Source organism: Paraburkholderia ginsengiterrae (genome assembly GCF_001645125.1).
In the GTDB taxonomy this organism is placed as follows: domain Bacteria; phylum Pseudomonadota; class Gammaproteobacteria; order Burkholderiales; family Burkholderiaceae; genus Paraburkholderia; species Paraburkholderia ginsengiterrae.
The window spans coordinates 52,690-75,471 of record NZ_LXKA01000276.1 but is presented as its reverse complement, the minus strand read 5'-3'; the positions used below and the strand labels follow the sequence as shown (position 1 = coordinate 75,471).

Annotated in this window: 18 protein-coding genes and 1 tRNA gene; 12 read left to right on the top strand and 7 right to left on the bottom strand. The window is 63.0% G+C overall.

All coding sequences use genetic code 11. The features are described from left to right. Nucleotides 1-327: 327 nt before the first annotated feature. Together A6V37_RS20450 and cysE are read left to right on the top strand one after the other, a co-directional pair. Nucleotides 328-1,164 (top strand): RNA methyltransferase, encoded by an 837-nt coding sequence (locus A6V37_RS20450; protein ID WP_064286282.1) that lies wholly within the window; start codon nucleotides 328-330, stop codon nucleotides 1,162-1,164. 231 nt (nucleotides 1,165-1,395) lie between these two features. Then, nucleotides 1,396-2,229, top strand: a complete 834-nt coding sequence (gene cysE / locus A6V37_RS20445) for a serine O-acetyltransferase (protein WP_064266058.1) — start codon at nucleotides 1,396-1,398, stop codon at nucleotides 2,227-2,229. A 61-nt stretch (nucleotides 2,230-2,290) separates the two neighbouring features. Here cysE and A6V37_RS20440 read toward each other — a convergent pair whose 3' ends face one another. The 4 genes from A6V37_RS20440 to A6V37_RS20425 all read right to left on the bottom strand — a co-directional run bounded on the left by A6V37_RS20440 (nucleotide 2,291) and on the right by A6V37_RS20425 (nucleotide 5,256). Continuing rightward, the gene (locus A6V37_RS20440) at nucleotides 2,291-3,088 is read right to left on the bottom strand and encodes a UDP-2,3-diacylglucosamine diphosphatase (protein WP_064266057.1); all 798 of its coding nucleotides are present in this window, start codon (nucleotides 3,086-3,088) and stop codon (nucleotides 2,291-2,293) included. Between the two features lie 43 nt (nucleotides 3,089-3,131). After that, nucleotides 3,132-3,626 (bottom strand): peptidylprolyl isomerase, encoded by a 495-nt coding sequence (locus A6V37_RS20435; RefSeq protein ID WP_064266056.1) that lies wholly within the window; start codon nucleotides 3,624-3,626, stop codon nucleotides 3,132-3,134. A 201-nt stretch (nucleotides 3,627-3,827) separates the two neighbouring features. Continuing rightward, the gene (locus A6V37_RS20430) at nucleotides 3,828-4,409 is read right to left on the bottom strand and encodes a peptidylprolyl isomerase (protein ID WP_064266055.1); all 582 of its coding nucleotides are present in this window, start codon (nucleotides 4,407-4,409) and stop codon (nucleotides 3,828-3,830) included. 46 nt (nucleotides 4,410-4,455) lie between these two features. Next, nucleotides 4,456-5,256 (bottom strand): tetratricopeptide repeat protein, encoded by an 801-nt coding sequence (locus A6V37_RS20425; RefSeq protein ID WP_064266054.1) that lies wholly within the window; start codon nucleotides 5,254-5,256, stop codon nucleotides 4,456-4,458. 236 nt (nucleotides 5,257-5,492) lie between these two features. Here A6V37_RS20425 and cysS point away from each other — a divergent pair, with 236 nt between their 5' ends. The 9 genes from cysS to A6V37_RS20370 all read left to right on the top strand — a co-directional run bounded on the left by cysS (nucleotide 5,493) and on the right by A6V37_RS20370 (nucleotide 16,681). Continuing rightward, nucleotides 5,493-6,890 carry a cysteine--tRNA ligase gene (gene cysS, locus A6V37_RS20415; RefSeq protein ID WP_064266052.1) on the top strand — a complete coding sequence of 466 codons (1,398 nt, stop codon included), beginning with the start codon at nucleotides 5,493-5,495 and terminating at the stop codon, nucleotides 6,888-6,890. 47 nt (nucleotides 6,891-6,937) lie between these two features. Next, nucleotides 6,938-7,978: an endonuclease III domain-containing protein gene (locus A6V37_RS20410; RefSeq protein ID WP_064266051.1), complete on the top strand. Its 1,041-nt coding sequence runs from the start codon at nucleotides 6,938-6,940 to the stop codon at nucleotides 7,976-7,978. A gap of 125 nt (nucleotides 7,979-8,103) precedes the next feature. Beyond that, a complete protein-coding gene (locus A6V37_RS20405; protein WP_064266050.1) occupies nucleotides 8,104-9,075 on the top strand; it encodes an acetyl-CoA carboxylase carboxyltransferase subunit alpha in 972 nt (323 codons plus the stop codon). Nucleotides 9,076-9,123: 48 nt separating this feature from the next. Next, nucleotides 9,124-10,566 carry a tRNA lysidine(34) synthetase TilS gene (tilS, locus tag A6V37_RS20400; RefSeq protein WP_064266049.1) on the top strand — a complete coding sequence of 481 codons (1,443 nt, stop codon included), beginning with the start codon at nucleotides 9,124-9,126 and terminating at the stop codon, nucleotides 10,564-10,566. 360 nt (nucleotides 10,567-10,926) lie between these two features. Then, nucleotides 10,927-12,177 (top strand): aspartate kinase, encoded by a 1,251-nt coding sequence (locus tag A6V37_RS20395; protein WP_064286276.1) that lies wholly within the window; start codon nucleotides 10,927-10,929, stop codon nucleotides 12,175-12,177. A 191-nt stretch (nucleotides 12,178-12,368) separates the two neighbouring features. Next, nucleotides 12,369-12,462 (top strand) — tRNA-Ser (locus A6V37_RS20390). A gap of 486 nt (nucleotides 12,463-12,948) precedes the next feature. Beyond that, nucleotides 12,949-15,078, top strand: a complete 2,130-nt coding sequence (locus tag A6V37_RS20380; protein WP_064286275.1) for a TonB-dependent receptor — start codon at nucleotides 12,949-12,951, stop codon at nucleotides 15,076-15,078. A 1-nt stretch (nucleotide 15,079) separates the two neighbouring features. Further along, the gene (gene modA / locus A6V37_RS20375) at nucleotides 15,080-15,922 is read left to right on the top strand and encodes a molybdate ABC transporter substrate-binding protein (protein ID WP_064266045.1); all 843 of its coding nucleotides are present in this window, start codon (nucleotides 15,080-15,082) and stop codon (nucleotides 15,920-15,922) included. Between the two features lie 258 nt (nucleotides 15,923-16,180). Next, on the top strand, nucleotides 16,181-16,681 hold the full coding sequence (locus tag A6V37_RS20370) for a 4-hydroxylaminobenzoate lyase (protein ID WP_064266044.1): 501 nt from the start codon (nucleotides 16,181-16,183) through the stop codon (nucleotides 16,679-16,681). 15 nt (nucleotides 16,682-16,696) lie between these two features. Here A6V37_RS20370 and A6V37_RS20365 read toward each other — a convergent pair whose 3' ends face one another. The 3 genes from A6V37_RS20365 to A6V37_RS20355 form a co-directional block, all read right to left on the bottom strand. After that, nucleotides 16,697-17,884 (bottom strand): porin, encoded by a 1,188-nt coding sequence (locus A6V37_RS20365; RefSeq protein ID WP_064266043.1) that lies wholly within the window; start codon nucleotides 17,882-17,884, stop codon nucleotides 16,697-16,699. A 63-nt stretch (nucleotides 17,885-17,947) separates the two neighbouring features. Further along, on the bottom strand, nucleotides 17,948-20,371 hold the full coding sequence (locus A6V37_RS20360; RefSeq protein WP_064286281.1) for a glycoside hydrolase family 31 protein: 2,424 nt from the start codon (nucleotides 20,369-20,371) through the stop codon (nucleotides 17,948-17,950). Between the two features lie 19 nt (nucleotides 20,372-20,390). Next, complete coding sequence (locus A6V37_RS20355; RefSeq protein ID WP_064286274.1) at nucleotides 20,391-21,677, bottom strand: MFS transporter; 1,287 nt, start codon at nucleotides 21,675-21,677, stop codon at nucleotides 20,391-20,393. Nucleotides 21,678-22,352: 675 nt separating this feature from the next. Between A6V37_RS20355 and A6V37_RS20350 the strand changes: the two genes are divergently transcribed. Then, nucleotides 22,353-22,706, top strand: coding sequence for a hypothetical protein (locus A6V37_RS20350; protein WP_064286273.1), 354 nt, complete (start codon nucleotides 22,353-22,355; stop codon nucleotides 22,704-22,706). Nucleotides 22,707-22,782 lie beyond the last annotated feature (76 nt).

The following is a 22,782-nucleotide window of genomic DNA, read 5'->3' as shown; positions in this document are numbered from 1 at the left end:
TAATCGGGCGCCCTCGAAGAGGCGCGGAAACAGCACGGAACGCCCGCCCGGTACAGGACCGGTGCGCATTCCGCCGACGGAGACGAATTGAATAAGAACGAGGCGCGGGACTTTTCGTAGACGTTTTCCGTAGACGAAAGCCGGGCGCGAATTGCGCTATTTTACCTGAGTCCGGGCGCGGCGGCAGCGTTTACCCGACGCCGGACCTGTCCGGGGGCCGTCTGACCAGTCCGCGCGCCGGTTATTTGATCCCCGCGGTGGTGCGGACCTCGGACCCGGCGCGGTGTTGGCGCTACCATACGCGTCTTTGGCTTGCAGAGTTCCATCGTGGACCATACCCACCATTCTTCCGATCCCGCCGTGGCCGAGTTGCGCGGCGGCTTCACCTCGACTCGCTTCGTGCTCGTCGAGCCAAGCCATCCGGGCAATGTCGGCGCGGCGGCGCGTGCGCTGAAAACCATGGGTTTTTCGCGCCTCGTGCCGGTGGCGCCGCGCGTGCCGCACGTACAAAGCGATCCGGAAGCCATCGCCATGGCGAGCGGCGCCGACGACGTGCTGGCGTCCGCGCACGTCGTGCCGACGCTCGCCGATGCCCTGAGCGGCGTGCACTGGTCGATCGCGCTGACCGCGCGGCTGCGCGAATACGGGCCCCCGCAATGGACGCCGCGCGCCGCGGCCGGCGTCGCGCGTGAGCAGGCGGTGCATGGCGAGATCGCACTGGTGTTCGGCAATGAGCGCACGGGCTTGTCGAATGAAGACGTCGAACGCTGCAGCGCGCTCGCGCATATTCCGGCCAATCCGGCCTACAGTTCGCTTAATCTCGCGCAGGCCGTGCAGGTGCTGGCCTACGAGTTGCGCACGATGTATCTGTCGGCGGACAGCGCCGCTGCGCCGGCTCCCGCCGCGGCGCAAGCCGGCGCAGGGCAGGGCGAGCCGGCCGGCGCGCGCGCGGCGAGCGACGAAATCGAAAGCATGTTCACGCATCTGGAAAGCGCGCTCGTCGCCCTCGAATTTCTCGATCCGGCCAATCCGAAGAAGCTGATGTCGCGCTTGCGCCGCCTGTTCGCGCGTTCCGGCCTCGAGCGCGAGGAAGTGAACATCGTGCGCGGCATCGCCAAGCACATTCTGCTGAAGACCCGCCCGAAGGACGGAGACGCGTCCTGAGCGCGTCCTGCCGTCGCGCGGCGCGCCTCGCCGCCGCGCGGTCGACCGGTAACGTACGACGACCCCGCGACGACCCCGCGGGCCGCGTGGACTTCCGGCAGGTTTTCCGCAATCCCCCTACAATCCCCAAAACGTTCTAAGCAAAGCTGCCGCCGTGCTATGCGGCGAGCCACGCCGTCATGCGCGCCAGCTCGCGCGGGCGGTCTTTTTCCCTACAACACAGTCCCTGCCATGTTCACGAGACTTCGCGAAGACATTGCCACGATCCGCGAGCGCGACCCTGCCGCCCGCAGCGCCTGGGAAGTGCTCACGTGTTATCCGGGGCTGCACGCGCTCGTCCTGCACCGGCTCGCGCATGCGTGCTGGCAGGCCAGGCGCCGCTGGCTCGCGCGTTTCATCTCGCAGATGGCGCGCTTCATGACCGGCATCGAGATCCATCCGGGCGCGACGCTCGGGCGGCGCGTGTTCATCGATCACGGCATGGGCGTGGTGATCGGCGAGACCGCGCAGATCGGGGACGACTGCACGATTTACCAGGGCGTGACGCTTGGCGGCACGTCGCTCACGCGCGGCGCGAAACGGCACCCAACGCTCGAGCGCGGCGTGATCGTGGGCGCGGGCGCGAAAGTGCTGGGTGGTTTCACGATCGGCGCGGAGGCGAAGATCGGTTCCAACGCGGTGGTGACCAAGCCCGTGCCGGCGCGCGGCACGGCGGTCGGCAATCCGGCGCGGATCATCGTTCCGGCTGCTGCTGCGGTGAGTCCGGTGGCGGCCACGGTCGGCGCCGGCAGCGCCACGTGCGACGCCAATCGCGCGCCCGAAAAGAGTGGTTTCTGCGCGTACGGCATCACGCCGAACGCGGACGATCCGGTGTCGCTGGCCATTCACGGCCTGATCGATCACGCGGCCACGCAGTCGAAACGCATCGACGAAATTGTCGACGCGCTGGAGCGGCTGGGCACGAGTCTCGAAGGGCTGCAAGGCGCCGATGCCGCGTTGCTCGATTTGCGGCGCTTGTCGGCGGCGATTGCCGGCAAGGTGGAAGGAGTGGCGGTGGAGCGCTGACGCTTATTCTCGCGCGGCCGCGCCCGTTGCGGGACACACAGCGAACCGCCTCACGCCCGGTTCAGTCGAGCGGCAGCGCCCGGATCCCTTCGGCATCGATGCGCAGATAACCGCCACGGCGCTCGCCGTGGTCGAGGTCCCAATCCGGCAGAACCCAACGCACGCCACCCGGTTCGCGATGCCGTGCCGGCCGGTGCGTGTGCCCATGAATGATGGTCGCCGTCTTCGACGACTTGAATAACGCCGCCACGGCGGCCGGGGTAACGTCGTACTTGGGTGAAATCGGCCGCGAACGGTTCTGCTCGCTCTTCGAGCGCATATTTTCGGCAAGTTTCTGACGCCAGCGAAACGGCCACACCAGGAACAGCATCTGCGCGAGGCGATTGCGTGCAAAACCCCGGAAGATTTGATAGCCGCGATCCGCGGTGCACAGTCCGTCGCCGTGCGCGAGCGTGATGCGCGTGCCGAATGCGGTAATCACGAACGGATCGGGTAGCCAGATCGCCCCGGCCGCTTTCATAAAACGCTTGCCCAGCAGGAAGTCGCGGTTGCCGTGCATGATGTAGAGCGCAACTCCACGCTCCGACAGCGTATGCAGCAGCGCGGCCATGCGTGCGACGAATGGTTCAACGAGCATGTCGTCGCCGATCCAGTACTCGAACAGATCGCCGAGAATGAACACCGAATCCGCCTGCCCGGCCGTGACGCGGATGAAATGCTCGAACGCGGCGACCGTATGCGGGATCGCCTCGCTCAGATGAATATCGGAGAGGAAAAAAAACGGGCGTGCGGCGTGCGGGCGTCGGCCCTCGCCAGGCACGCCCGCGGCGACGCTTCGCAGCGGCGTTTCTTGCAGCATTGAAGGTGCCCGTGTCAGTGTGTCAGTTCAAACGCGCCGACGCTCAGTCGACGATCACAGCCTTCTGGATCACCACGTCGTCGGCCGGCACGTCCTGGTGGAAGCCCTTCGAACCCGTCTTGACCTTCTTGATCTTCTCGACGACGTCCATGCCTTCAACGACCTTGCCGAACACGGCGTAGCCCCAGCCCTGCGGCGTCGGCGACGAGTGGTTCAGGAAGTCGTTGTCGTTCACGTTGATGAAGAATTGTGCGGTGGCCGAATGCGGGTCGTTGGTGCGAGCCATGGCGATCGAGCCGTTCACGTTCTTCAGACCGTTGTTCGCTTCGTTGTTGATCGGCTCGGCCGTCGGCTTCTGCTTCATGCCCGGTTCGAAACCGCCACCCTGGATCATGAAGCCGTCGATCACGCGGTGAAACACCGTGTTGTCGTAGTGACCGGCCTTCACGTAGTTGAGGAAGTTCTCAACCGACTTCGGCGCTTTCTCTGCGTCCAGTTCGAGCTTGATGACGCCGTGGTTCGTATGCAGTTCAACCATGATGGAATCCCTTGATGAATGGGTGGATAAAAGGCGTGGCGAGTCGTCATGAATTGACGGCGGGCCACGCCGGGGTGTGGATTGAGCGCTGACGCCGTTGACGTGCGCGCTGCCTGTTGCGTGTGTGTTGCGCGCGTGTGGCGTGTGCTGCTGCCCGCACGCGTTTGCGGTACGCGCTCGACAGAGCGAGTACCCGTGCAATTACTTGCTGACCACCGTGGCCGACTCGATCACGATCGGTTTTTGCGGCACGTCGCTCATCGGGCCGCGCGTGGTGGTGGGCGTGGCTTCAATCTTCTTCACCACGTCCATGCCGCTGGTCACCTTGCCGAACACCGCGTAGCCGTTGCCGTCCGGATTCGGATAGTCGAGGCCCGCGTTGTCTACCGTATTGATGAAGAACTGCGCGGTGGCCGAATCCGGATCGCTGGTGCGCGCCATCGCGAGCGTGCCCGTGGTGTTCTTCAGGCCGTTACGGCTTTCGAGCGGAATCGGCGCGCGCGTGGGTTTTTCCGAGTAGCTCTGGGTAAAGCCGCCGCCCTGAATCATGAAGCCGCGAATCACTCGATGGAAAATCGTGCCGCTGTACTGGCCGGACTTCACGTAGTCGAGGAAGTTGGCGACCGTCTTGGGCGCTTTCTCAGGATACAGCTCGACACGGATGTCGCCTTCCGACGTCTTGAAGAGGACAGACGGATGCGCGGCTTGCGAACCGGACTGGGCAAAGCTGGGTGCGCTTGCGATCAGGGCGGCGCTGCCGAGCGCCAACATCAACCATTTCATGAAAGTCCTCGGGGTTGGAAAAACGTCTTGCGACAGGGCAATGGTTTTATTTCGACGGCGCCATGTAAGGCGGCTGGGCGAGCGAACCGTTCGCGCCGCCGTACTGGAAGCCCGGTGTTTGCGTGATGTTCGAGTTGGCGCGCGCCGTATTGTCGTCTTCCGCGCTGGCGGCCTTCTTGACCGGCGGTTTAGTCTTGGGCGGCGCGATGACCTTCTGGATGTCCGCGATGCGCTGCACGGCCGTGGGGCTCGCCTTGCCGAGGCTCAGCGCACGGCGGTAGGCCGCGTCGGACATGCGCAGATAGAGGTCGCCGAGGTTCTCGTACGCGAGACCGTAGCCGGGATTGACCTTGACGGCCGTTTCGAGCGCGGCGCTCGCTTCGGCATAACGGCCGTGCTTCGCATAGAGCGCGGCGAGGTTGTTATAGGGCTCGGGCAACTCGGGGTACAACTGCGTGAGCTCAGTGAATGCGGCGATTGCGTCGTCGTCGCGATCCAGGTGAGCGAGCACCGTGCCGCGCTTGAACTTCGCCTGCGCGTCGCGCGGATTCGTGGCGATGCGCGCATCGAGCTGGGTCAGCGCGGTTTGCCAGTTTTTCTGCGCGATCGACGCGTCGACTTCCGGCGTGTTGTCCCGCACGGCCGGGCCTTGCGGCATGGTGGACGCTTTCTGCGCAAAAGCCGCGGCACCCGGTGCGACCGCAAGGGCGACGGCCAGGGTGACACGCAAGGTGAGGGCGCGCGTGGCATCAAGCGCAACGCCGCGGGCGACGCCGCGCGCGATGCCGCCGAAGGCCGTCGCGGCGAGGGTCGCAGCGCTGCGCGCGCGTCCGCTGGAAGGTTTCATAGGCTCAGGTCTGGATGTTATACTCCGAGCCATTCTAACAAAAGGTCTGCGCGTTCCGTCGAACCGCCGACTGTCTTTTCGCCACTCGTGGTCGGCTCCGCTTTGATCGCAGTCTGACCGCCGCACCAGGTGCCCGGTTTTGCTGCATGCGGCGCACCCGTCGTCCCGTTCGTTTCGCGGGGCGCGGCGCGCTTGAAACACATTGCGGATTTCTTTCGACCCACGCACCGTTCTCTATGGAATCACTGCGCATCTACAACACGCTCGCGCGTGACAAGCAAACTTTCGTGCCGCTGCAAGAAGGCGTCGTGCGGATGTACGTCTGCGGGATGACCGTGTACGACTACTGTCATGTGGGCCATGCGCGGGTGATGGTCGTATTTGACATTGTGCAGCGCTGGTTGCGCACGCTCGGCTACAACGTGACCTATGTGCGCAACATTACGGATATCGACGACAAGATCATCCGGCGTGCCGTCGAGAACGGCGAAACGATCAAAGCGCTGACCGACCGCTTCATCAATGCCTTGCATGAAGACGCGGACGCGCTCGGCATCGAGCGGCCCGACGTCGAGCCGCGCGCCACGGATTTCATTCCGCAGATGCTCGGCATGATCGAGAAGCTCGAGACGAACGGCTACGCCTACCAGGCGGCGGACGGCGACGTGAACTACGCGGTGCGCAAGTTCGAGGGCTACGGCAAGCTGTCGGGCAAGTCGCTCGAAGATCTGCGCGCAGGCGAGCGCGTCGCGGCCAACGAGGCGAAGCAGGACCCGCTCGACTTCGTGCTGTGGAAGCGGGCCAAGCCGGAAGAGCCCGCCGACACTGGCTGGGATTCGAAGTACGGGCGCGGCCGGCCAGGCTGGCATATCGAATGCTCGGCCATGGGCTGCACGCTGCTTGGCGAACATTTCGACATTCATGGCGGCGGCCAGGATCTGCAGTTTCCGCACCACGAAAACGAAATTGCGCAAAGTGAAGCTGCTACCGGTCAAACGTTCGTCAATTACTGGATGCACAACGGCTACGTACAGATCGACAATGAGAAGATGTCGAAGTCGTTGAACAACTTCTTTACGATCCGCGAAGTATTGGCGCAGTACGATGCGGAGGTCGTGCGGTTTTTTATCGCGCGCGCGCATTACCGTTCGCCGCTGAATTACAGCGACGTGCATATCGACGACGCCCGCAACGCCCTTACGCGGCTCTACACCGCGCTGAAGGACGTCACACCGGACGCCGCCGCGCTCGACTGGAACGAAGCGTATGCGCAGCGTTTCCAGGCAGCAATGAACGACGACTTCAACACGCCGGTGGCAGTGTCGGTGTTGTTCGAGTTGGCAAGTGAAGTGAACCGCACGCGCGACCCCGCGCTGGCCCGTCAATTGCGCTCGCTCGGCGCGGTGATCGGCCTGCTCGGCCGTGAACCGCGTGCGTACCTGCAGCAGGCAGCGGGGGCAGCCGCCGAAGGCGCGCTCGACGCCGCCGCGATCGAAGCGAAGATCGCCGCGCGCGTCGCCGCCAAGCAGGCGAAAGACTATGCGGCAGCAGACCGGATTCGGGCCGAATTGCTCGAGGCTGGTGTTGCACTTGAAGACAAACCCGGCGGGTTGACCGAGTGGCGGCGCGTGTGAGCGCACCTCGAACTTCCCTTTGATCGACTCGCCAGGCAGGAGGCAGGATGGCAACGGCCACGAAGACGCCGGCTAAACGAGCCACGTCTCAGACAAACGCGTCAGTAGCGGCAAAGTCGACTCGCACGTCGGCACGCACAGGCAGCGGCGCGGTAAAAAAAGCATCGTCGAAAGTCGCCGGGGTGGCGGCCAAGACCTCGGCAGGTCCGTCGAAAAAGACCGCCGTCAAACGCGCGCTCAACGGCGCGTCGGCGCACGTGAGCGCTGCGAAAGGCGCGAAGGCGTCGCGCGCCAAGGGCAATGGCGCGTTGCCGGCCGAACTGGCGGGCGACGTGCAGGAACTCGCTCGCGTCACGGCCGCAGGCCATGAAGGCGAGGTCGTGCGCAAGACGCGCGCGTCCGCGGCCGGCACAGAGGCGGCGAACGAAGTCGCGGTGCCGGTGCAGGTTGGCGGTCTCACGCCCGACGTGTCGGCTCCCGCGTATTGGGACAAGGCGTGTGCGGACCTCGTCAAGCGCGATCGTATTCTGAAGAAACTGATTCCGAAGTTTGGTCCCGTGCATCTGCTGAGCCGGGGCGATCCGTTCGTCACGCTGGCACGCTCGGTGGTCGGGCAGCAGATTTCGGTCGCGTCCGCGCAAGCGGTCTGGGCAAAAGTTGAGGCCGCCTGTCCGAAGCTCGTGCCGCAGCAGTTCATCAAGCTCGGACTGGAGAAGCTGACCGCCTGCGGGTTGTCCAAGCGCAAGGCCGAATACGTGCTCGATCTCGCGCAGCATTTCGTCTCGGGCGCGTTGCACGTCGGCAAATGGACTTCAATGGACGACGAGGCGGTGATCGCCGAGCTCACGCAGATTCGCGGCATCGGCCGCTGGACGGCGGAGATGTTCCTGATCTTCAACCTGTCACGCCCCGACGTCCTGCCGCTCGACGACCTGGGCCTGATTCGCGCGATCAGCGTCAACTACTTCAGCGGCGAACCGGTCACGCGCAGCGAAGCGCGCGAGGTCGCTGCGAACTGGGAGCCGTGGCGCACCGTCGCCACCTGGTATATGTGGCGCAGTCTCGATCCATTGCCGGTCGACTACTGAGCGTCAGAAAGCGGGGCCGCCTCAAAATACTATCAATTGTTAAGAATTGATAGTTGTGAGATGGTTTTGACATCGGCGAGCGCGGTTAGAATACGCGCTGCCGGTAAGTCCAAGGATTAAAACCAATGAAGACCACGTTTCTGGATTTCGAACAGCCGATCGCTGAACTCGAAGCGAAGATCGAAGAATTGCGCTTCGTGCAGGACGATTCGGCCGTCGATATTTCGGAAGAGATCGAGCGGCTGTCCAAGAAGAGTCAACAGCTCACCAAAGATCTGTACGCGAACCTCACGCCGTGGCAGGTTTCGCAAATTGCCCGCCATCCGCAGCGCCCGTACACGTTCGACTACGTGAACGAACTGTTCACCGATTTCCACGAACTGCATGGCGATCGCAACTATGCGGACGACCTGTCGATCGTCGGCGGTCTGGCGCGTTTCAACGGCCAGGCATGCATGGTGATTGGCCATCAGAAGGGTCGCGACACCAAGGAGCGCGCGCTGCGCAACTTCGGCATGCCGCGTCCGGAAGGCTATCGCAAGGCCGAACGCCTGATGCGTCTCGCCGAAAAATTCGGCTTGCCGATTTTCACGTTCATCGACACGCCGGGCGCTTATCCTGGCATCGGTGCGGAAGAGCGTGGCCAATCGGAAGCGATCGGCCGCAATCTGTACGTGATGGCCGAACTGAAGACGCCGCTGATCGCGACCATCATCGGTGAAGGCGGTTCGGGCGGCGCGCTCGCCATCGCGGTCGGCGACAGCGTGCTGATGCTGCAATTCTCGACCTACTCGGTGATTTCGCCGGAAGGCTGCGCGTCGATTCTGTGGAAGAGCGCCGCGAAAGCGCCGGAAGCCGCGGAGGCGCTCGGCCTGACCGCGCATCGTCTCAAGGCGCTTGGCCTGATCGACAAGATCGTCAACGAGCCGCTCGGCGGCGCGCATCGCGATCCGAAGGGCATGGCCGCCATGCTGCGCCGTGCGCTGGCCGATTCGCTGCGCCAGTTCCAGGGCATGAGCATCAACGACCTGCGCGAACGCCGTTTCGAACGGCTGATGTCGTACGGCAAGTTCAAGGAAACGACGCCGGGTGCTTGAGCCCGCGCGCGTCCTCTTTCGTCCTTCAGCGCTGCGCGCGCTAGCGACGTGATCTCCACCGCCGATTCCCCTGCCGACCGCCTCGTTCTCGAGGCGGTCGGCGTGGCGCTGTCCGCGCTGCCCGCAGGCGGGCGGATTGCTATTGCGTTCAGCGGCGGTGTCGATTCGAGTGTGCTGCTCGATGCCGCCGCGCGCGTCGCCGGGGCGTCGCGTTGTGTGGCGCTGCATGTGCACCACGGCCTGAGCCCTCACGCCGATGCGTGGCTTGCTCACTGCGAGGCGTTCGCGCGGGAGCGCGGCGTGGAGTTCGCGGCCGAGCGCGTCGACGTGCCGCGCGATGCGGGGGCGAGCGTCGAGGCTGCGGCGCGCGATGCGCGTTATCGCGCGTTGGATGCACTCTGTGAAGCACGCGGTGTTCATACGCTCTGGCTCGCGCAACACGCGGACGACCAGGCAGAAACCGTGTTGTTGCAATTGCTGAGGGGCGCCGGCCTCGCGGGTCTCGCGGCGATGGCGCCGGCGTATTTGCCGGCGGGTGCATCGGTCACGCGGATGCGGCCTTTGCTCCATCTGCTGCGCGCGCAACTCGAGCAGTACGCGAGTGCTCGCAGGTTGCAGTGGATCGACGACGAATCGAACGCGGATACACGTTACGCGCGCAATGCCTTGCGCCATGATGTGACGCCGGCGCTCGCCATCCATTTTCCCGGCTTTCGCGATGCGCTCGCGCGCACGGCGGCGCATGCAGCGTCGGCGCAGCGTCTGCTTGATGAACTCGCGCGCATTGACATGACGGTGGCGTCACGCGAAGAAGGGCGCGCGCTTTCGCACGACACCTTGCTCGCGCTCGACGACGATCGGGCGCTCAACCTGTTGCGCTACTGGATGCGCTCGCTCGGGCTGGTTGCCGCGTCGAGTGCGCGTCTTGCCGATGCGTTGCGCCAGCTGCGCGAAGTCGGCGAAGCAGGCGAGGGCCATGGCCTGCGTGTCGATCACGCAGGACAGGCGTTGCGCAGCTATCGCGGCCTGGTCTATTGGGAAGCAGGGGACAGCAGCGAACCCGCCGACGAAACCGCGCTGGTCGCGCGCGCGATCAGCGAACTTTCATGGCAGGGCGAGTCGGTCTGGCATTTGCCGCAATGGCGCGGCACTTTCGTGTTCGCCCCTGTTGAGCCGTTCGAGGACGCTCGCGGTCCCGATACGATTCCCGTCAGCGTTTTGCAGCGTGCCGTGTTGAGCGTGCGCTCACGCAGCGGCGGCGAACGCATGCGCGTGGGCGAGTCGCCCGGTGCGCGCAGCCGTACGTTGAAAAACCTGTTCCAGGAACGCGGTGTTCCTGCCTGGAAGCGCGACGTGCCGTTGCTTTTCGTCGGCGACGACCTGCTGTTCGTGCCTCTGCTCGGGGTGAACCGCGCCGCGTTGCCGGAGCGGCGCGAGTCGGATGAGCCGCACCTGAGGATTGTTTGGCGGGACGATCTGCTGATCGCCTGACCGGCCGGTCGGACACCCGGCTCATCCAGCCGCTGAAGCGGGGAAATAGGGCGCAAAACCATATGGAACAGGCGTCGGCAGCCGTTCCGGCTTGTCTTTTTGCGCTCGATCAGGTAGGGTAACTTGTTTGCCCGACCCGATTTCGCCGTCGCTTTTGTCGCTATCGTGAGTTTCCGATCGTGATCCGTCGTATCCGGTAAGCCATTAGCGACCATTCCCGGGCAAATCCGCGCGTGCTGTACGCGTGCTGCATTTACGCCGCCACACATTTTGTCGCCGTTCACGAGACGTTGCGCGCCTGTGCTTTGTGCGGTCGTCTCCAGCGCGCCAGCGCGGTTTCTCCTCCAGTTCAGAACGACAATGGCACTCATCGTACATAAATACGGCGGCACCTCGATGGGCTCGGTCGAGCGCATCAAGAACGTCGCCAAGCGCGTCGCGAAATGGCACAAGGCCGGCCACAAGATGGTCGTCGTGCCGTCGGCGATGTCCGGCGAAACCAACCGCTTGCTTGGTCTCGCAAAAGAAATTACGGGTCAGCCGAGCCCGCGCGAACTCGACATGATCGCCGCCACCGGCGAGCAGGTCAGCTCGGGCCTGCTGGCTATCGCGCTGCAGGAAGCCGGCGTCGACGCGGTCAGCTATGCCGGCTGGCAAGTGCCGGTCAAAACCGATAGCGCCTTCACGAAAGCGCGCATTAGCGAAATCGACGGCGAGCGCGTGCTGCGCGATCTCGACGCGGGCAAAGTGGTGGTGATCACCGGCTTCCAGGGTATCGATCCTGACGGCAACATCACCACGCTCGGCCGCGGCGGTTCGGACACTTCGGCGGTCGCTGTGGCGGCCGCGCTGAAAGCCGATGAGTGCCTGATTTACACGGACGTCGACGGGGTCTACACGACCGACCCGCGCGTGGTGGAAGAAGCGCGCCGGCTCGATTGCGTGACGTTCGAAGAAATGCTGGAAATGGCAAGCCTGGGTTCGAAGGTGCTGCAGATCCGCTCGGTGGAGTTCGCCGGCAAATATCAGGTGAAGACGCGCGTGCTGTCGAGCCTGACCGATCCGCTGATACCGCTCGACGCGGAAATGAAGTCGGGCACCCTGATTACTTTTGAAGAAGACGAGACCATGGAAAAAGCAGTCATCTCGGGCATCGCGTTTCAGCGCGACGAAGCTCGCATCGCCGTGATGGGTGTGCCCGACAAACCGGGCATCGCGTACCAGATTCTCGGCCCGGTGGCGGACGCGAATATCGACGTCGACATGATCATCCAGAACCAGAGCGTGGAAGGCAAAACCGCGTTCACGTTCACGGTCGGTCGCGGCGACTATCAGCGCGCCATGGACATCCTCACGAGCCAGGTGAAGGGCCACGTGCAAGCCGAGCAGGTGCTAGGCGATCCTAAGGTGTCGAAAGTGTCGGTGGTCGGCGTCGGCATGCGCTCGCACGTTGGTATCGCGAGCACGATGTTCCGCACGCTGTCGGAAGAGGGCATCAACATTCAGATGATCTCGACCTCCGAAATCAAGATTTCCGTGCTGATCGACGAGAAATACATGGAGCTCGCCGTGCGCGCGCTGCATAAGGCGTTCGAGCTGGATCAGGCGTAATCTGTTTTAGCGGGCTTGGCAGACGGGGCGCTCAAGAGCGCCCCGTTTTGTTTTTTGCGGCGGGTGTGAATATTTTGCGTCGTCAATGACGAAACTGGCATAAAAAGTGTTCGTCAGACATTGACCTTCGCGGCTCCGCCCGCTATTATCTTGGCTTCGTTGCGCTGCCTCCCTGCGCAACCGAAAGTTTGGGAGACGTGGCCGAGAGGTCGAAGGCACTCCCCTGCTAAGGGAGCATCTGGGCCAAAACCTGGATCGAGGGTTCGAATCCCTCCGTCTCCGCCAGAAGTGGTGGAGAAAACCCCGCAGAGTCTAGGCTCTGCGGGGTTTTTGTTTTTTGTGCGGCCGAAAAACGACCGTCAAATTTGTACCGCAGCCAGGCATTCCCCGATCTGGCCGGCGGAATTGATCAGTGCAATTCCACCGGCATCCGAAGACGAGGGGAGCAACGCCATCAAAACCGGAAAGAACATCGGCAACGCACCGAAGACCTCCCATATCGTCGTGAGGTACGGCCTGAAAGGCGCCGCGACGCCGGCCGCGTGAAATGCCTTCGCGTCTGATCGATAAGGATTGCTTTATATAATCCGACGAATGCCGGAATCGGTTTGCCGGCCGGAACGGTCACTATCGCTCTCCTGATATAAGCAGTATTCCCTTATCCGCGACGCATCGATGCAACAAGACCCCGTAGCGTCCTTGTTGACAGTCACCTGCCACGTTATATTCCGAAAGATATAACGAACTACCCCCCCGTAACGAAGAAACTCAATGGCACCACGTTCCCGCTACACATTACCTACGCTCGCACTCGCCTACACAGGAATCGGCGTGGCCCTCCCGGCTCATGCACAGGACAACGAAGCTCAGCTTGCCCCGATTGTCATCACAGGCGTCATGCCCGTGACTTACCCGTCGTATCAGGTCAAGCAGACCGTGGTCGGGCCGCTCGGCGAAAAGAAGCTGCTCGATACGCCTTATTCGATTAACGTCATTCCGGAGTCCTTGGCAAAGAACCAGCAACTGCGCAGCGTGCAGGAGGCATTCACCTTCATTCCGTCGGTGCAGGGCTGGAATATCCGGCCCCAGACGCGCGGCATGCAGGCGGGCGTCGTCCAGAATACGCGGATCGACGGCATGAACATCGCCGCGACGACCGACTATCCGATCGAGCAGTTCGACCGCATCGAGGTGCTGAACGGACTTGCCGGCGCCCTTTACGGGCCGGCGAGTCCGGCCGGCACGTTCAACTACGTGCTCAAGCGTCCGACCGATGAACCGCTGCGCGAATTCACGCTGGGCTATGAGTCGAAGGATCTGTGGACCGAGCATCTCGACCTTGGCGGCCACTTCGGCAACGACGACCGCTTCGGCTATCGCCTCAATCTGCTCAACCAGGATGGCGAGGGCTATGTCTCGGACAGCCGTCTGCGCAGGCGCCTCGCGAGCCTCGCCTTCGATGTCCGTTTCACGCCGGACACGCGGCTCGAAACGAATTTCAGCACGTACCACTACCTCGACACGGGCTACCCCGGAACCTTCGCGCTGGCGAAGAACGTGCTGCTTCCCGCCGCGCCGAATCCGGCAACGGTCGGGTTCGGCCAGTCATGGGCCGGTGACAACAACGTCACGAACATGATGGGCGCGACGCTCAAGCACGACTTCAATCAGGACTGGCACCTGAGCGCAGGCGTGCAGCGCGAAACGAACGACCGGGCGTCGACTGTCCCGACTCTCACGCTCACCAATAACAGCGGCGCGTACAAGGAAACGACCGCGACGACGACCTACAGTCTCGACCAGATCATCAGCAACACGATCGCGTTGAACGGCCACGTCGCGCTCGCCGGCCTGACCCACGACGTGTTCGTGTCGACTACCGGTTTTTACTGGAACCGCTACACGCCATACCATACCGGCGCGATCACGCTCGGTACCGGAAACCTTAGTAATCCGACGCTTTTTGGCGAGCCGCCGCTGCCGGATTTTTCGAACCGCTATCGGTCGGTCAATACATTCCAGCAAGCGATCAGCGTTGGCGACACGATCAGTTTCAACGAGCACTGGTCGACGCTGCTGGCCGCGAGCCAGAGCTGGATCCATGCCGAGAACTACAACTCGGCGGGGGCGGTCACGAGCAAGTACAGCGCCGACGGCGTCAGCCCGACAGCCAGCCTGATGTACAAGCCGCTTGCGAACATGACCGCCTATGTCACCTACGCGGACAGTCTCCAGCAGGGCGACATCGCACCGTCCGGCACCGTCAACGCGGGCGATGAACTCGCCCCTTACCGCAGCAAGCAGTGGGAACTCGGCTACAAGGTCGATATCGGCCGTGCGACGCTGGGTGCCGCGCTCTACCGGATCGAGCGGCCCTATGCCATGGTGACCGCGAACAACGTCTATGCGGAGCAGGGTGAGCAGGTGAATCGCGGGATCGAGCTGACCGCGACGGGGGCCGTCACGCGTGATATCAACATTTACACCGGGCTCGCGCTGCTGGATCCGCGGTTGCATAACACCGGCGTCGCCGCCACCGAGGGAACGCAGATTCTCGGCCTGTCGCGCGTCGTGTTCGACGCGCTCATCGATTACTCGATTCCGACCGTGGCCGGGCTCGGCTTTAACGTCGACGTGAACTATGCGAGCCGTCGCGCCGCCAACTATTCGAACACCGACTACGCCGACGGTTACACGGTCTTCAACCTCGGCGCGCGCTACCTGACGAAAGTCGCCGGCAAGGCTGTGGCGCTGCGAGTTGGCGTCGACAACGTAGCCAACCGCCACTACTGGGCCAACATCACACCGGCGGGCCAGAACGGCTATACCGGCAGCGATAGCGGCACTGCCACACTCGGCGCGCCGCGAACGGTTCGTGCATCCATCCAGGTCGATCTCTGATATGAAAAAACTGTCCTCCTTTCTGCTCCGGGGGCTGCTGTCCTCCGCTATCGGCATGAGCGCCTGTCTCGCCGTGGCTCAGCAGGCGCCCGCCGTGCCGACTATCACGGTCTACGCGGCCGGCAGCACGACCGGCGCGCTCGGTGCCATCACGCGCCAGTACACCAGCGAGACCGGCCAGCCGGTTCAGCTCGTGACCGGGCCTGCCGGCACCTTGCTCGACAAGATCGAGCATTCGGCGAGAGCCGACATTTTCGTTTCCGCGAACATGGCGCATCCGCAGCGCCTTGCAGCGGAAGGCAAAGCGGCGCCCGTCGTGGTATTCGCGCGAAACCGGCTGTGCGTGGACGCGCGTCCGGATGTCGGGCTGACCAGCGCCAACCTGCTCGACAAGCTGCTCGATCCGGCCATCGGGATCGGCACGTCGACGCCGAAGGCAGACCCCGGAGGCGACTACGCATGGGCGCTGTTTGAAAAAGCCGGCACCGTCCGGCCCGGCGCCACGCAAACGCTGGAGGCGAAGGCGAAGCAACTGGTGGGCGGCGCCGTCACGCCGCCCGTGCCGGCAGGCCAGAGTCCGGTGAAATACTTTCTTGCGACACACTACGTCGATGTGTTTATCGGCTACTGCAGTTCCCACGAAACGACGCCTGACACGTCGCTGACGCACGTCGAGTTGCCGCCCGATCTGGATTTTCCCGTCTATTACGGAATGACCGTGATCGAGTCGCCGCAGAACGCCGCGACGCGCGATGCCGCTTACCGGCTGGCGATGTATCTGATGAGTCCGGCGGCGCAGGAGGTGCTTCCGCGTTACGGCTTCATCCCGGTTGCGCGTCACTAGGGGCAATCTTCCGCGTTCGCCACGCGCGGGTCCGGCTGCTGCCGAAACGGCTCTGCCGGAACCGCGAAGAAAATTTCAGCGGGTCTCCGGTATTCCGATTGCTTATATCTGCGCCGGAATGTTTGATTGTTCAGCACCCGCCTGCACCTCTAGACTGGTTGACGGTCGTTCGGCTAGCGGCAGAATCCGCGAACTCAGGCTTTGGGGCGGCGGAGCGGCCAAAAGCCGCGTATGGAGTCAAACAGTAAGGAGACGTTGATGCTGCCCACGGGAATTCACAAGGACGAGATGTCGGGGCTGTTGCGGGAAGTCTGCGACAGCATACGTGGGCGGTCATTAGACGGCACGCTCGAGTCGCATCTGAATCGCGAATTTGGAGTCGGTACCCAATCCTACGCGCGCATGGTGAGCCTGCTGAAAATCGGGGTCGAAGAAGGGTGGGCGGCGTATGTGGAAATCGAAGGCGCGGATTACCGGCGGGGTCGCATCGCGGAACCTTCGCCCGAGACGGCCGGCATGAGCATCGAAAGCGGGCTGTTGCGGGATGTGAAGGGACAGTACCACTGCCATACGAACGGAGAGATCAACATGATCATTCCACTCGAAGAAGGCGCGCAGTTTTGTGGACATGGCGCGGGCTGGTGCGTGTTTCCGCCGCTTAGCGAGCATTTCCCAACGGTCACCAGGAAAGCGCTCATCCTGTATTTTTTGCCCGGCGGCGCAATCGAGTATCGAACGCCGCCTGCGGATCAAGGATGAGCGCTTCGCGCGCGATCAGAATGCGTGCCGCAGCCCCACCATGCCGACGAACTGCGAAGGCCCGGATGAAGGCGTCGTGTTCTGCGAATCGCCGACCACCGCCACCGCATCGGTAATACTCGTCCCGGTGCTGCCCGCGGCGACCAGCGTCTTGCCGTGCGCATGCTGATACGCCTCCAGCGCATACAACGTGGTGCGGGTGGACAGGTTGTAGGTCTGTTCGAGCGAAATCTGATGATAGCGCGCCGGATCGGTAATGCCGTTCGCCTTGCTTGCCTGCGTATAGCTATAGCCCGCGCCAACCGTCACTGCCGGTGTGATCCGGTAGGTCGAAATTACGCCGTACGTGTTGAACACACCTTCGCTGGTGAATAGCGACCCGGAGCCCGGCGTGTACTGCACGTTCGAATAGTTGATGCCGACCATCAGATCCCGCAGGTTATAGCGGGCCGCCGCGGCGAAAAGTTGCGAGCTGTGCGCGGTCGCATAACCGCTATTCACGGGCGAATTGACCGCAAAGGTGCCGAGCGCCGCGCTCGTCGCAATGTCCTTGAGTTTCACGTAGCCGGCCGCCACTGCAAACGGCTGGTAGTCGTAGCGAATCGCCGCGCTGAATTGACTGCCGCTCGCGATGCTGCCTGGCACGCCGCCCAGGCCGTACTGCGCGCTGAATTGCAGGCCTGCGATCGTCGGCGAAAGATAGGTAACCGAATTATTCAGGCGCAGCGTGGTGTCGAGCGCATCGAGGTCGCCCGGATGCGCACCGGTCGCGCCCGTGAGCACGCCGGTTGGTCCAAGCGCGCCGACCATCTGGAAGTAGGGCGTGTACTGGCGGCCAAGTGTCACCGTGCCGTAGCGGTCGTTGGTGAGTCCGACATACGCCTGCCGGTTGAACATGTAGCCCGCGCTGCTTTGAGCACCCGTCAGCGAATTAAAGCCGCTTTCGAGCCGGAAGATCGTCTTCGTTCCACCGCCAATGTCTTCCGAGCCAAGCAGACCGAATTTGCTCGCCTGCAGATTGCCCTGGCTCATGTAGAAGTTCGAATGACCTTTTTGATTGCTGGAATAGGCGAACGCATTATCGACAACGCCGTACAGCGTCACGCTGCTTTGCGCCGATGCGCCGGCCGGCAACAGGGCGCCTGCGAGAGGCAGGCACGAAAGGGCGAGTGCGCGCGCACGCGCGCGCTTCAGTGAATTCATGGCTTGCGAGTCTCCGGATTGAAATAGTGACTTTTGTTCTTCAGGTCGGTGCTGCATGTTTTTTTACTGCGGCAGGGAAATCGTCAGGCGCCGCCAGCCGTCAGCTGAGTGCTCGGCTACCAGCCTGCCGCCGACGCAGACTGCGGTGCGCGCGTCGTCCATCGGCACGAGGATTGAGACTTCCGCCCGCGGTTGTGGCATCCAGCCTTCACGTTCGACCGAGATGCGCAGCGCGCTCGCGTCGCTTTCGATCGTGACGTTCCAGCGGCCTTGCGCACCCGTGCGCCAGGCTTCGCTTTCGCCGTCGTCTTCGACGCAACTGCCGCGTGCGATGCCGACGCCTGCGGGCGGCACGGCGATGAACGCGCGCTCGTCGGCCGGACGGCCGAAGTGTTGTTCGGCGATGTTCAGCGGGATCACGCTGCCTTCGCGCAGCAATACAACCGGCTGCTCGAGCGGTGCGGGCAGCGTCACCGTCTGGCCGCCGTCGAACGCGTTGCCGCTCCAGTACGACACCCACCGCGTGCCTGAAGGCAGATAGACGTCGCGCTCCGACTGGCCCGCCTTGACCACCGGCGCGACCAGCATCGACGAACCGAGCATCATGTCGTCGCCGTCGGCGAGGCAGCGCGGGTCGTGCGGAAATTCCGCGAACATCGGCCGCGTGACCGGCTCGTACGCGCTATGCGATTGCCACAGCAACTCGTACAGATACGGAATGAAGCGGTAGCGCAGTTTGATCAGCGCTGCCACCTGGTGCGTGACTTCGGGGTGCATCCACGGTTCGTTGACGGTGCCGTCGTCATTCCACGAGTGAATGCTGAAGCGCGGCAGGAAGATGCCGAAGGCCACCCAACGTGCGAACAGTTCTGGTTCCGGCGCCGGGCCGGAGAATCCGCCAATATCGTGCCCGCTGTTCGACACGCCCGACATGGCGAGTCCGAGACCCATCTTCAGGTTGAAGCGCAGCGTTTCCCACGAGGTGTAGTTGTCGCCCGACCATGTCTGCACATAGCGGTGCATGCCGACGCCGCCCGAGCGGGAGACGAGAAACGGACGCCGGTCAGGCGCGTGCGCGCGCTGCGCGTCGTGCGAGGCGCGCATCATCAACTGGGTTTGCAGCACCTTCGCCTGGCGTGCCGGATACGCGTTGCCGAAGCCGCGGGCGATTGCGTCGGGCGTCCAGATCTCGAACTCGTTGTTGTCGTTCCACGTGGCCGCGATGCCGTGTGCGAGCAGGCTCTCTTTCACGCGCGCTTTCCACCAGGCGATGGTGTCGGGATTCGTGAAATCCAGATAGGCGCCGACTTCGTCCCAGAACTGCACCCATGCCGGTTCGCCGTCTTGCGCGGCGATCAGCAGACCCGAGCGGGCCACGTCGTCGAACGCCGGATGATCCTGCAGAAGGCATGGCTTGATGTTCGCGCACAGACGCACGCCGTGGTCGAGGTAGCTCTGCACGAAGCCGTCGATATCCGGAAACTTCTCGTGATTCCAGTTGAACACGTAGCGTTTCGCGCCGATCGACGTGTAGCCCGACGACAGATGGAACGAGTCGCACAGTATGTCGTGCTCGCTGCATCGTTCGATGAATTCCCCCATGCGCTGCTGCGCGTCGGGTGCGTCGGTGTAGCTCATGGTCGAGCCGGAGTAGCCGAGGCCCCACTTCGGCATCCAGGCCGGCCGCCCGGTCAGCCACGTAAAGCGGCGCACCGCGTGCAAGGGCGTGTCCGCCGAGGCGATGAAGTAGTAATCCAGATCACCATGCTCGGCGATGAAATGGCGGTAGTGACCGTGATAGTTGTCGAGCTCGCGCCCCATGTCGAAGCGGCAATCGGCGAGGGTGTCGTAAAACAGGCCGAACCCCGTCGACGTTTGCGGCTGCCAGGTGATGTAGAAGGGGATGTGCTTGTAGAGCGGATCGGTCGTGCGCGCGCTGTAGCCCATCGCGTCGATATTGCGCATCTCATAGCTTTGTTCGGCGCGATCGAGCGAACCGGCGCGCTCGCCCAGCCCGACGTACATTTCGTCCTTGCGGCGCTCGATGTAGTGGTACACACGCTCGTCCCACCAGCCGAAGTTATAAGCCTGGGTTTTGCGATCGTTCATGACGCGATGCCAGTCCGGCCCACGCAGAATGTCCCACGCGCATGCGCCGCCATCGAGCGTGACCGTCAGGCGGATGCGCGCGGTTTCAACCACGAGATGCGCAGCGTCGCCCGATACCTTGAACGGCGGCGGCGCGAAGCCGCTCATGTCGCGGCGCTCGCGGCCTTCGAGCGGCGTGTCGTCCGCGCCCGGCGCGATGGCCCAGGTGCGCGGTCCATGCAATTCGCCGTCGGGCAGCACCAGCACCCGGATGATGTCTTCCGCGAGCACGAACAGTTCGATCCGGCAGTGCGCCTGCGCGGTCAGAACGATATGGTTGCCGAGCTGGGACGACAGCGAAAAACGCGGCGGAGTTTTCAGGTTCATCGGTGAGCGCATCATGAGTCTTCGAGTAAGGTCAGGCAGGAGTGCTGGCGCTGCCGTTGGCCTGGCGCGGGCGTGCGTCGCTCGTGACGCCCCGCATCAGAATGATCAGCAGCGTGGCGCCGATGAGGTCGAAAGCGCCAAGGGCACCGAATAGCGGCGTGTAGCCGATCGAATCGGCCAGCGCGCCGACGAGCAACGAAAAGCCGAGGCCGCCGATCCACGCCGACATGCCCGCAAAGCCCGCCACGGTGCCAACCTCGCTCGGGTCGAACACGTCGGCTGCCAGCGTATTCACGAGCGCGGAGATCATCTGGTGCGCGAAGCCGCCAACACAAAAGAGGGCAATTGCCTGGTAGGGCGAAGCAACCAGGCCGATGCACGCCGGCCCGAGCATCATGAGAGCGCCAAGCGCCACGCCCGTGATGCGCGACCAGATCAGCGGCACGCGCAGATGCTTCATCAGGAACGGCGAGAGATAGCCGCCGAACAGCCCGCCCAGGTCGGCGGCAAGAAACGGCAGCCACGCGAACAGCGCAATCTGCTTCAGGTCCATGTGACGCTGGGTGGCGAGATAGAGCGGAATCCAGAAACTGAATGTCTGCCATGCCGGTTCCGCGAAAAAGCGCGCTTGCGCGATGGCCCAGAAACGGCGCGTGCGCAGGACTTCACGTATGCTGCGCCGCTGCGTCGTGGCCGGCGTGTGCCCGCTGATGATCGCGTCGCGCTCTGTCTCACTGATGCGAGGATGCCCGGTCGGCGAACGGTACAGCAGATACCAGGCAGCGGCCCAGACAAAGCCGAGCGCGCCGGTCACGGCGAACGCGCTTTGCCAGCCATAACGCAGCGACAGGAACACGACGAGCGGGGGAGCCAGCAGTGAGCCGAGCGAGGTGCCCGCGTTGAAGTAGCCGACCGCCACGGACTTCTCGCGATTGGGAAACCACTCGGCGACCACCTTCATGCCCGCCGGAATGGCGACGGCCTCGGTCAGCCCCATGAGCCCGCGCAATGCCGCGAGGGACAACCAGCCGCTCGCGAAGCCATGCAGGACGCCGGTCAGCGACCACAGGCAGGCGAACAGCGCAAAGCCCAGCCGCAAACCGATCAGGTCGATGATCAGGCCGCATATCGGCTGCATGATCGTATAGCCGACCTGAAAGGCGCCGACCACATAGGAATACTGCTGCGTGCTCATGTGCAGCAGCTTCATCAACTCCGGCGCCATGACGCCGAGCGCGTTGCGCGACAGATAGTTGACGATCGTCCCGAGGCAGACGAGTGCGATGATCCACCAGCGCAAACCTATGATTGTTTTCAAATCTGTCTCCGTACCCAATGTATCCGCTGGCTGGCCGCCGGGTGGGCCAGAATGCGCGAATTCGAACATTTATCGCTGTCTTGTGTCAGTCATCGTATCACTGATGTGGTGTGGAAACACCAGGGAAAACCATTGAATTTGAGGCGTTATGGCCTTTAAAGCCGGTGGAGTCGCGCCTTTCGCTGATTTTCCTTTATCGTAGAGATCGGACGACGGGTCACTTGAGAATGTTCATGTAAATGTTCTTTCGAACGAGAAATGTTCGTTTTTTGTTGCCGGGTGGGGAGTAGGGGTGCGAGGGCCAATCGCAGCGTGAGCGCGATAGGGTGCCGTCATGATTCGGTACCGTCGGTGGCATGCCGCGGGTCGTATGAAGCGGATCGCAAACAATCCGTGCGGTTTCAGATGCTGGAGTAGGGAGGTGGCGTGCGAGGCAATAATGATTCGCTATCCTATGTTTTGTAAATGCGCCCAATGCCGTTGTCCGTTCCCGACTCACCCTCCCGCAGCGACAACGTCCCCATTTATTTTGACCAAAGCTTGTCCAATGTAACGAGACGTAACAAGGCGATCAGGCAGGCGATGTTATGCATCAGTTATTACAAAGTTGAAATACGCGGAGCGCGGCCTTGCGCTATATTTCGCCCAACAACACATTCTTCCAAAGGGTGATCGATGAAGTCCGTCCGTCTTGTTCCACTTCTGATCGGGGTTTTCGCGTTGGGCGCATCGGGCGCCGCAATGGCCGGTGGCGTCAACATCGGCGTGAACATCGGCATTCCCGCGCCGGTGTACGTTGCTCCGGCGCCGGTCTATGCACCGCCGCCGCCTCCGCCGCCCCCCGTCGTCTATCAACCGGCGCCTGTGTACTACGGCTACGGCGGTCCGGCGATCGTGATCGGCTGGCACGGCGACCGCTATTGGGACGGGCGTCGCTATTGGGCGCGCGATGACTGGTATCGTCATCATCCCCCGGGCCGTTATGACTATGGCCGCGATCACTACGACAACCGTCACGGTTGGCACTAAGCGTCTGGATCACGGCTAATCGCGCTGTGGAATAAAAAACCGCCTTCGGGCGGTTTTTTTATTGGGCCTTCGCAAG

Excerpts from the sequence above, each read along its gene's own strand:
- A6V37_RS20365 (WP_064266043.1), bottom strand. The coding sequence starts at position 17,884 with ATGAATTCACTGAAGCGCGCGCGTGCGCGCGCACTCGCCCTTTCGTGC.
- cysE (WP_064266058.1), top strand. The coding sequence starts at position 1,396 with ATGTTCACGAGACTTCGCGAAGACATTGCCACGATCCGCGAGCGCGAC.
- A6V37_RS20380 (WP_064286275.1), top strand. The coding sequence starts at position 12,949 with ATGGCACCACGTTCCCGCTACACATTACCTACGCTCGCACTCGCCTAC.
- cysS (WP_064266052.1), top strand. The coding sequence starts at position 5,493 with ATGGAATCACTGCGCATCTACAACACGCTCGCGCGTGACAAGCAAACT.
- A6V37_RS20425 (WP_064266054.1), bottom strand. The coding sequence starts at position 5,256 with ATGAAACCTTCCAGCGGACGCGCGCGCAGCGCTGCGACCCTCGCCGCG.
- modA (WP_064266045.1), top strand. The coding sequence starts at position 15,080 with ATGAAAAAACTGTCCTCCTTTCTGCTCCGGGGGCTGCTGTCCTCCGCT.
- A6V37_RS20370 (WP_064266044.1), top strand. The coding sequence starts at position 16,181 with ATGCTGCCCACGGGAATTCACAAGGACGAGATGTCGGGGCTGTTGCGG.
- A6V37_RS20395 (WP_064286276.1), top strand. The coding sequence starts at position 10,927 with ATGGCACTCATCGTACATAAATACGGCGGCACCTCGATGGGCTCGGTC.
- A6V37_RS20360 (WP_064286281.1), bottom strand. The coding sequence starts at position 20,371 with ATGCGCTCACCGATGAACCTGAAAACTCCGCCGCGTTTTTCGCTGTCG.
- A6V37_RS20435 (WP_064266056.1), bottom strand. The coding sequence starts at position 3,626 with ATGGTTGAACTGCATACGAACCACGGCGTCATCAAGCTCGAACTGGAC.
- A6V37_RS20350 (WP_064286273.1), top strand. The coding sequence starts at position 22,353 with ATGAAGTCCGTCCGTCTTGTTCCACTTCTGATCGGGGTTTTCGCGTTG.
- A6V37_RS20410 (WP_064266051.1), top strand. The coding sequence starts at position 6,938 with ATGGCAACGGCCACGAAGACGCCGGCTAAACGAGCCACGTCTCAGACA.
- A6V37_RS20430 (WP_064266055.1), bottom strand. The coding sequence starts at position 4,409 with ATGAAATGGTTGATGTTGGCGCTCGGCAGCGCCGCCCTGATCGCAAGC.
- A6V37_RS20440 (WP_064266057.1), bottom strand. The coding sequence starts at position 3,088 with ATGCTGCAAGAAACGCCGCTGCGAAGCGTCGCCGCGGGCGTGCCTGGC.
- A6V37_RS20405 (WP_064266050.1), top strand. The coding sequence starts at position 8,104 with ATGAAGACCACGTTTCTGGATTTCGAACAGCCGATCGCTGAACTCGAA.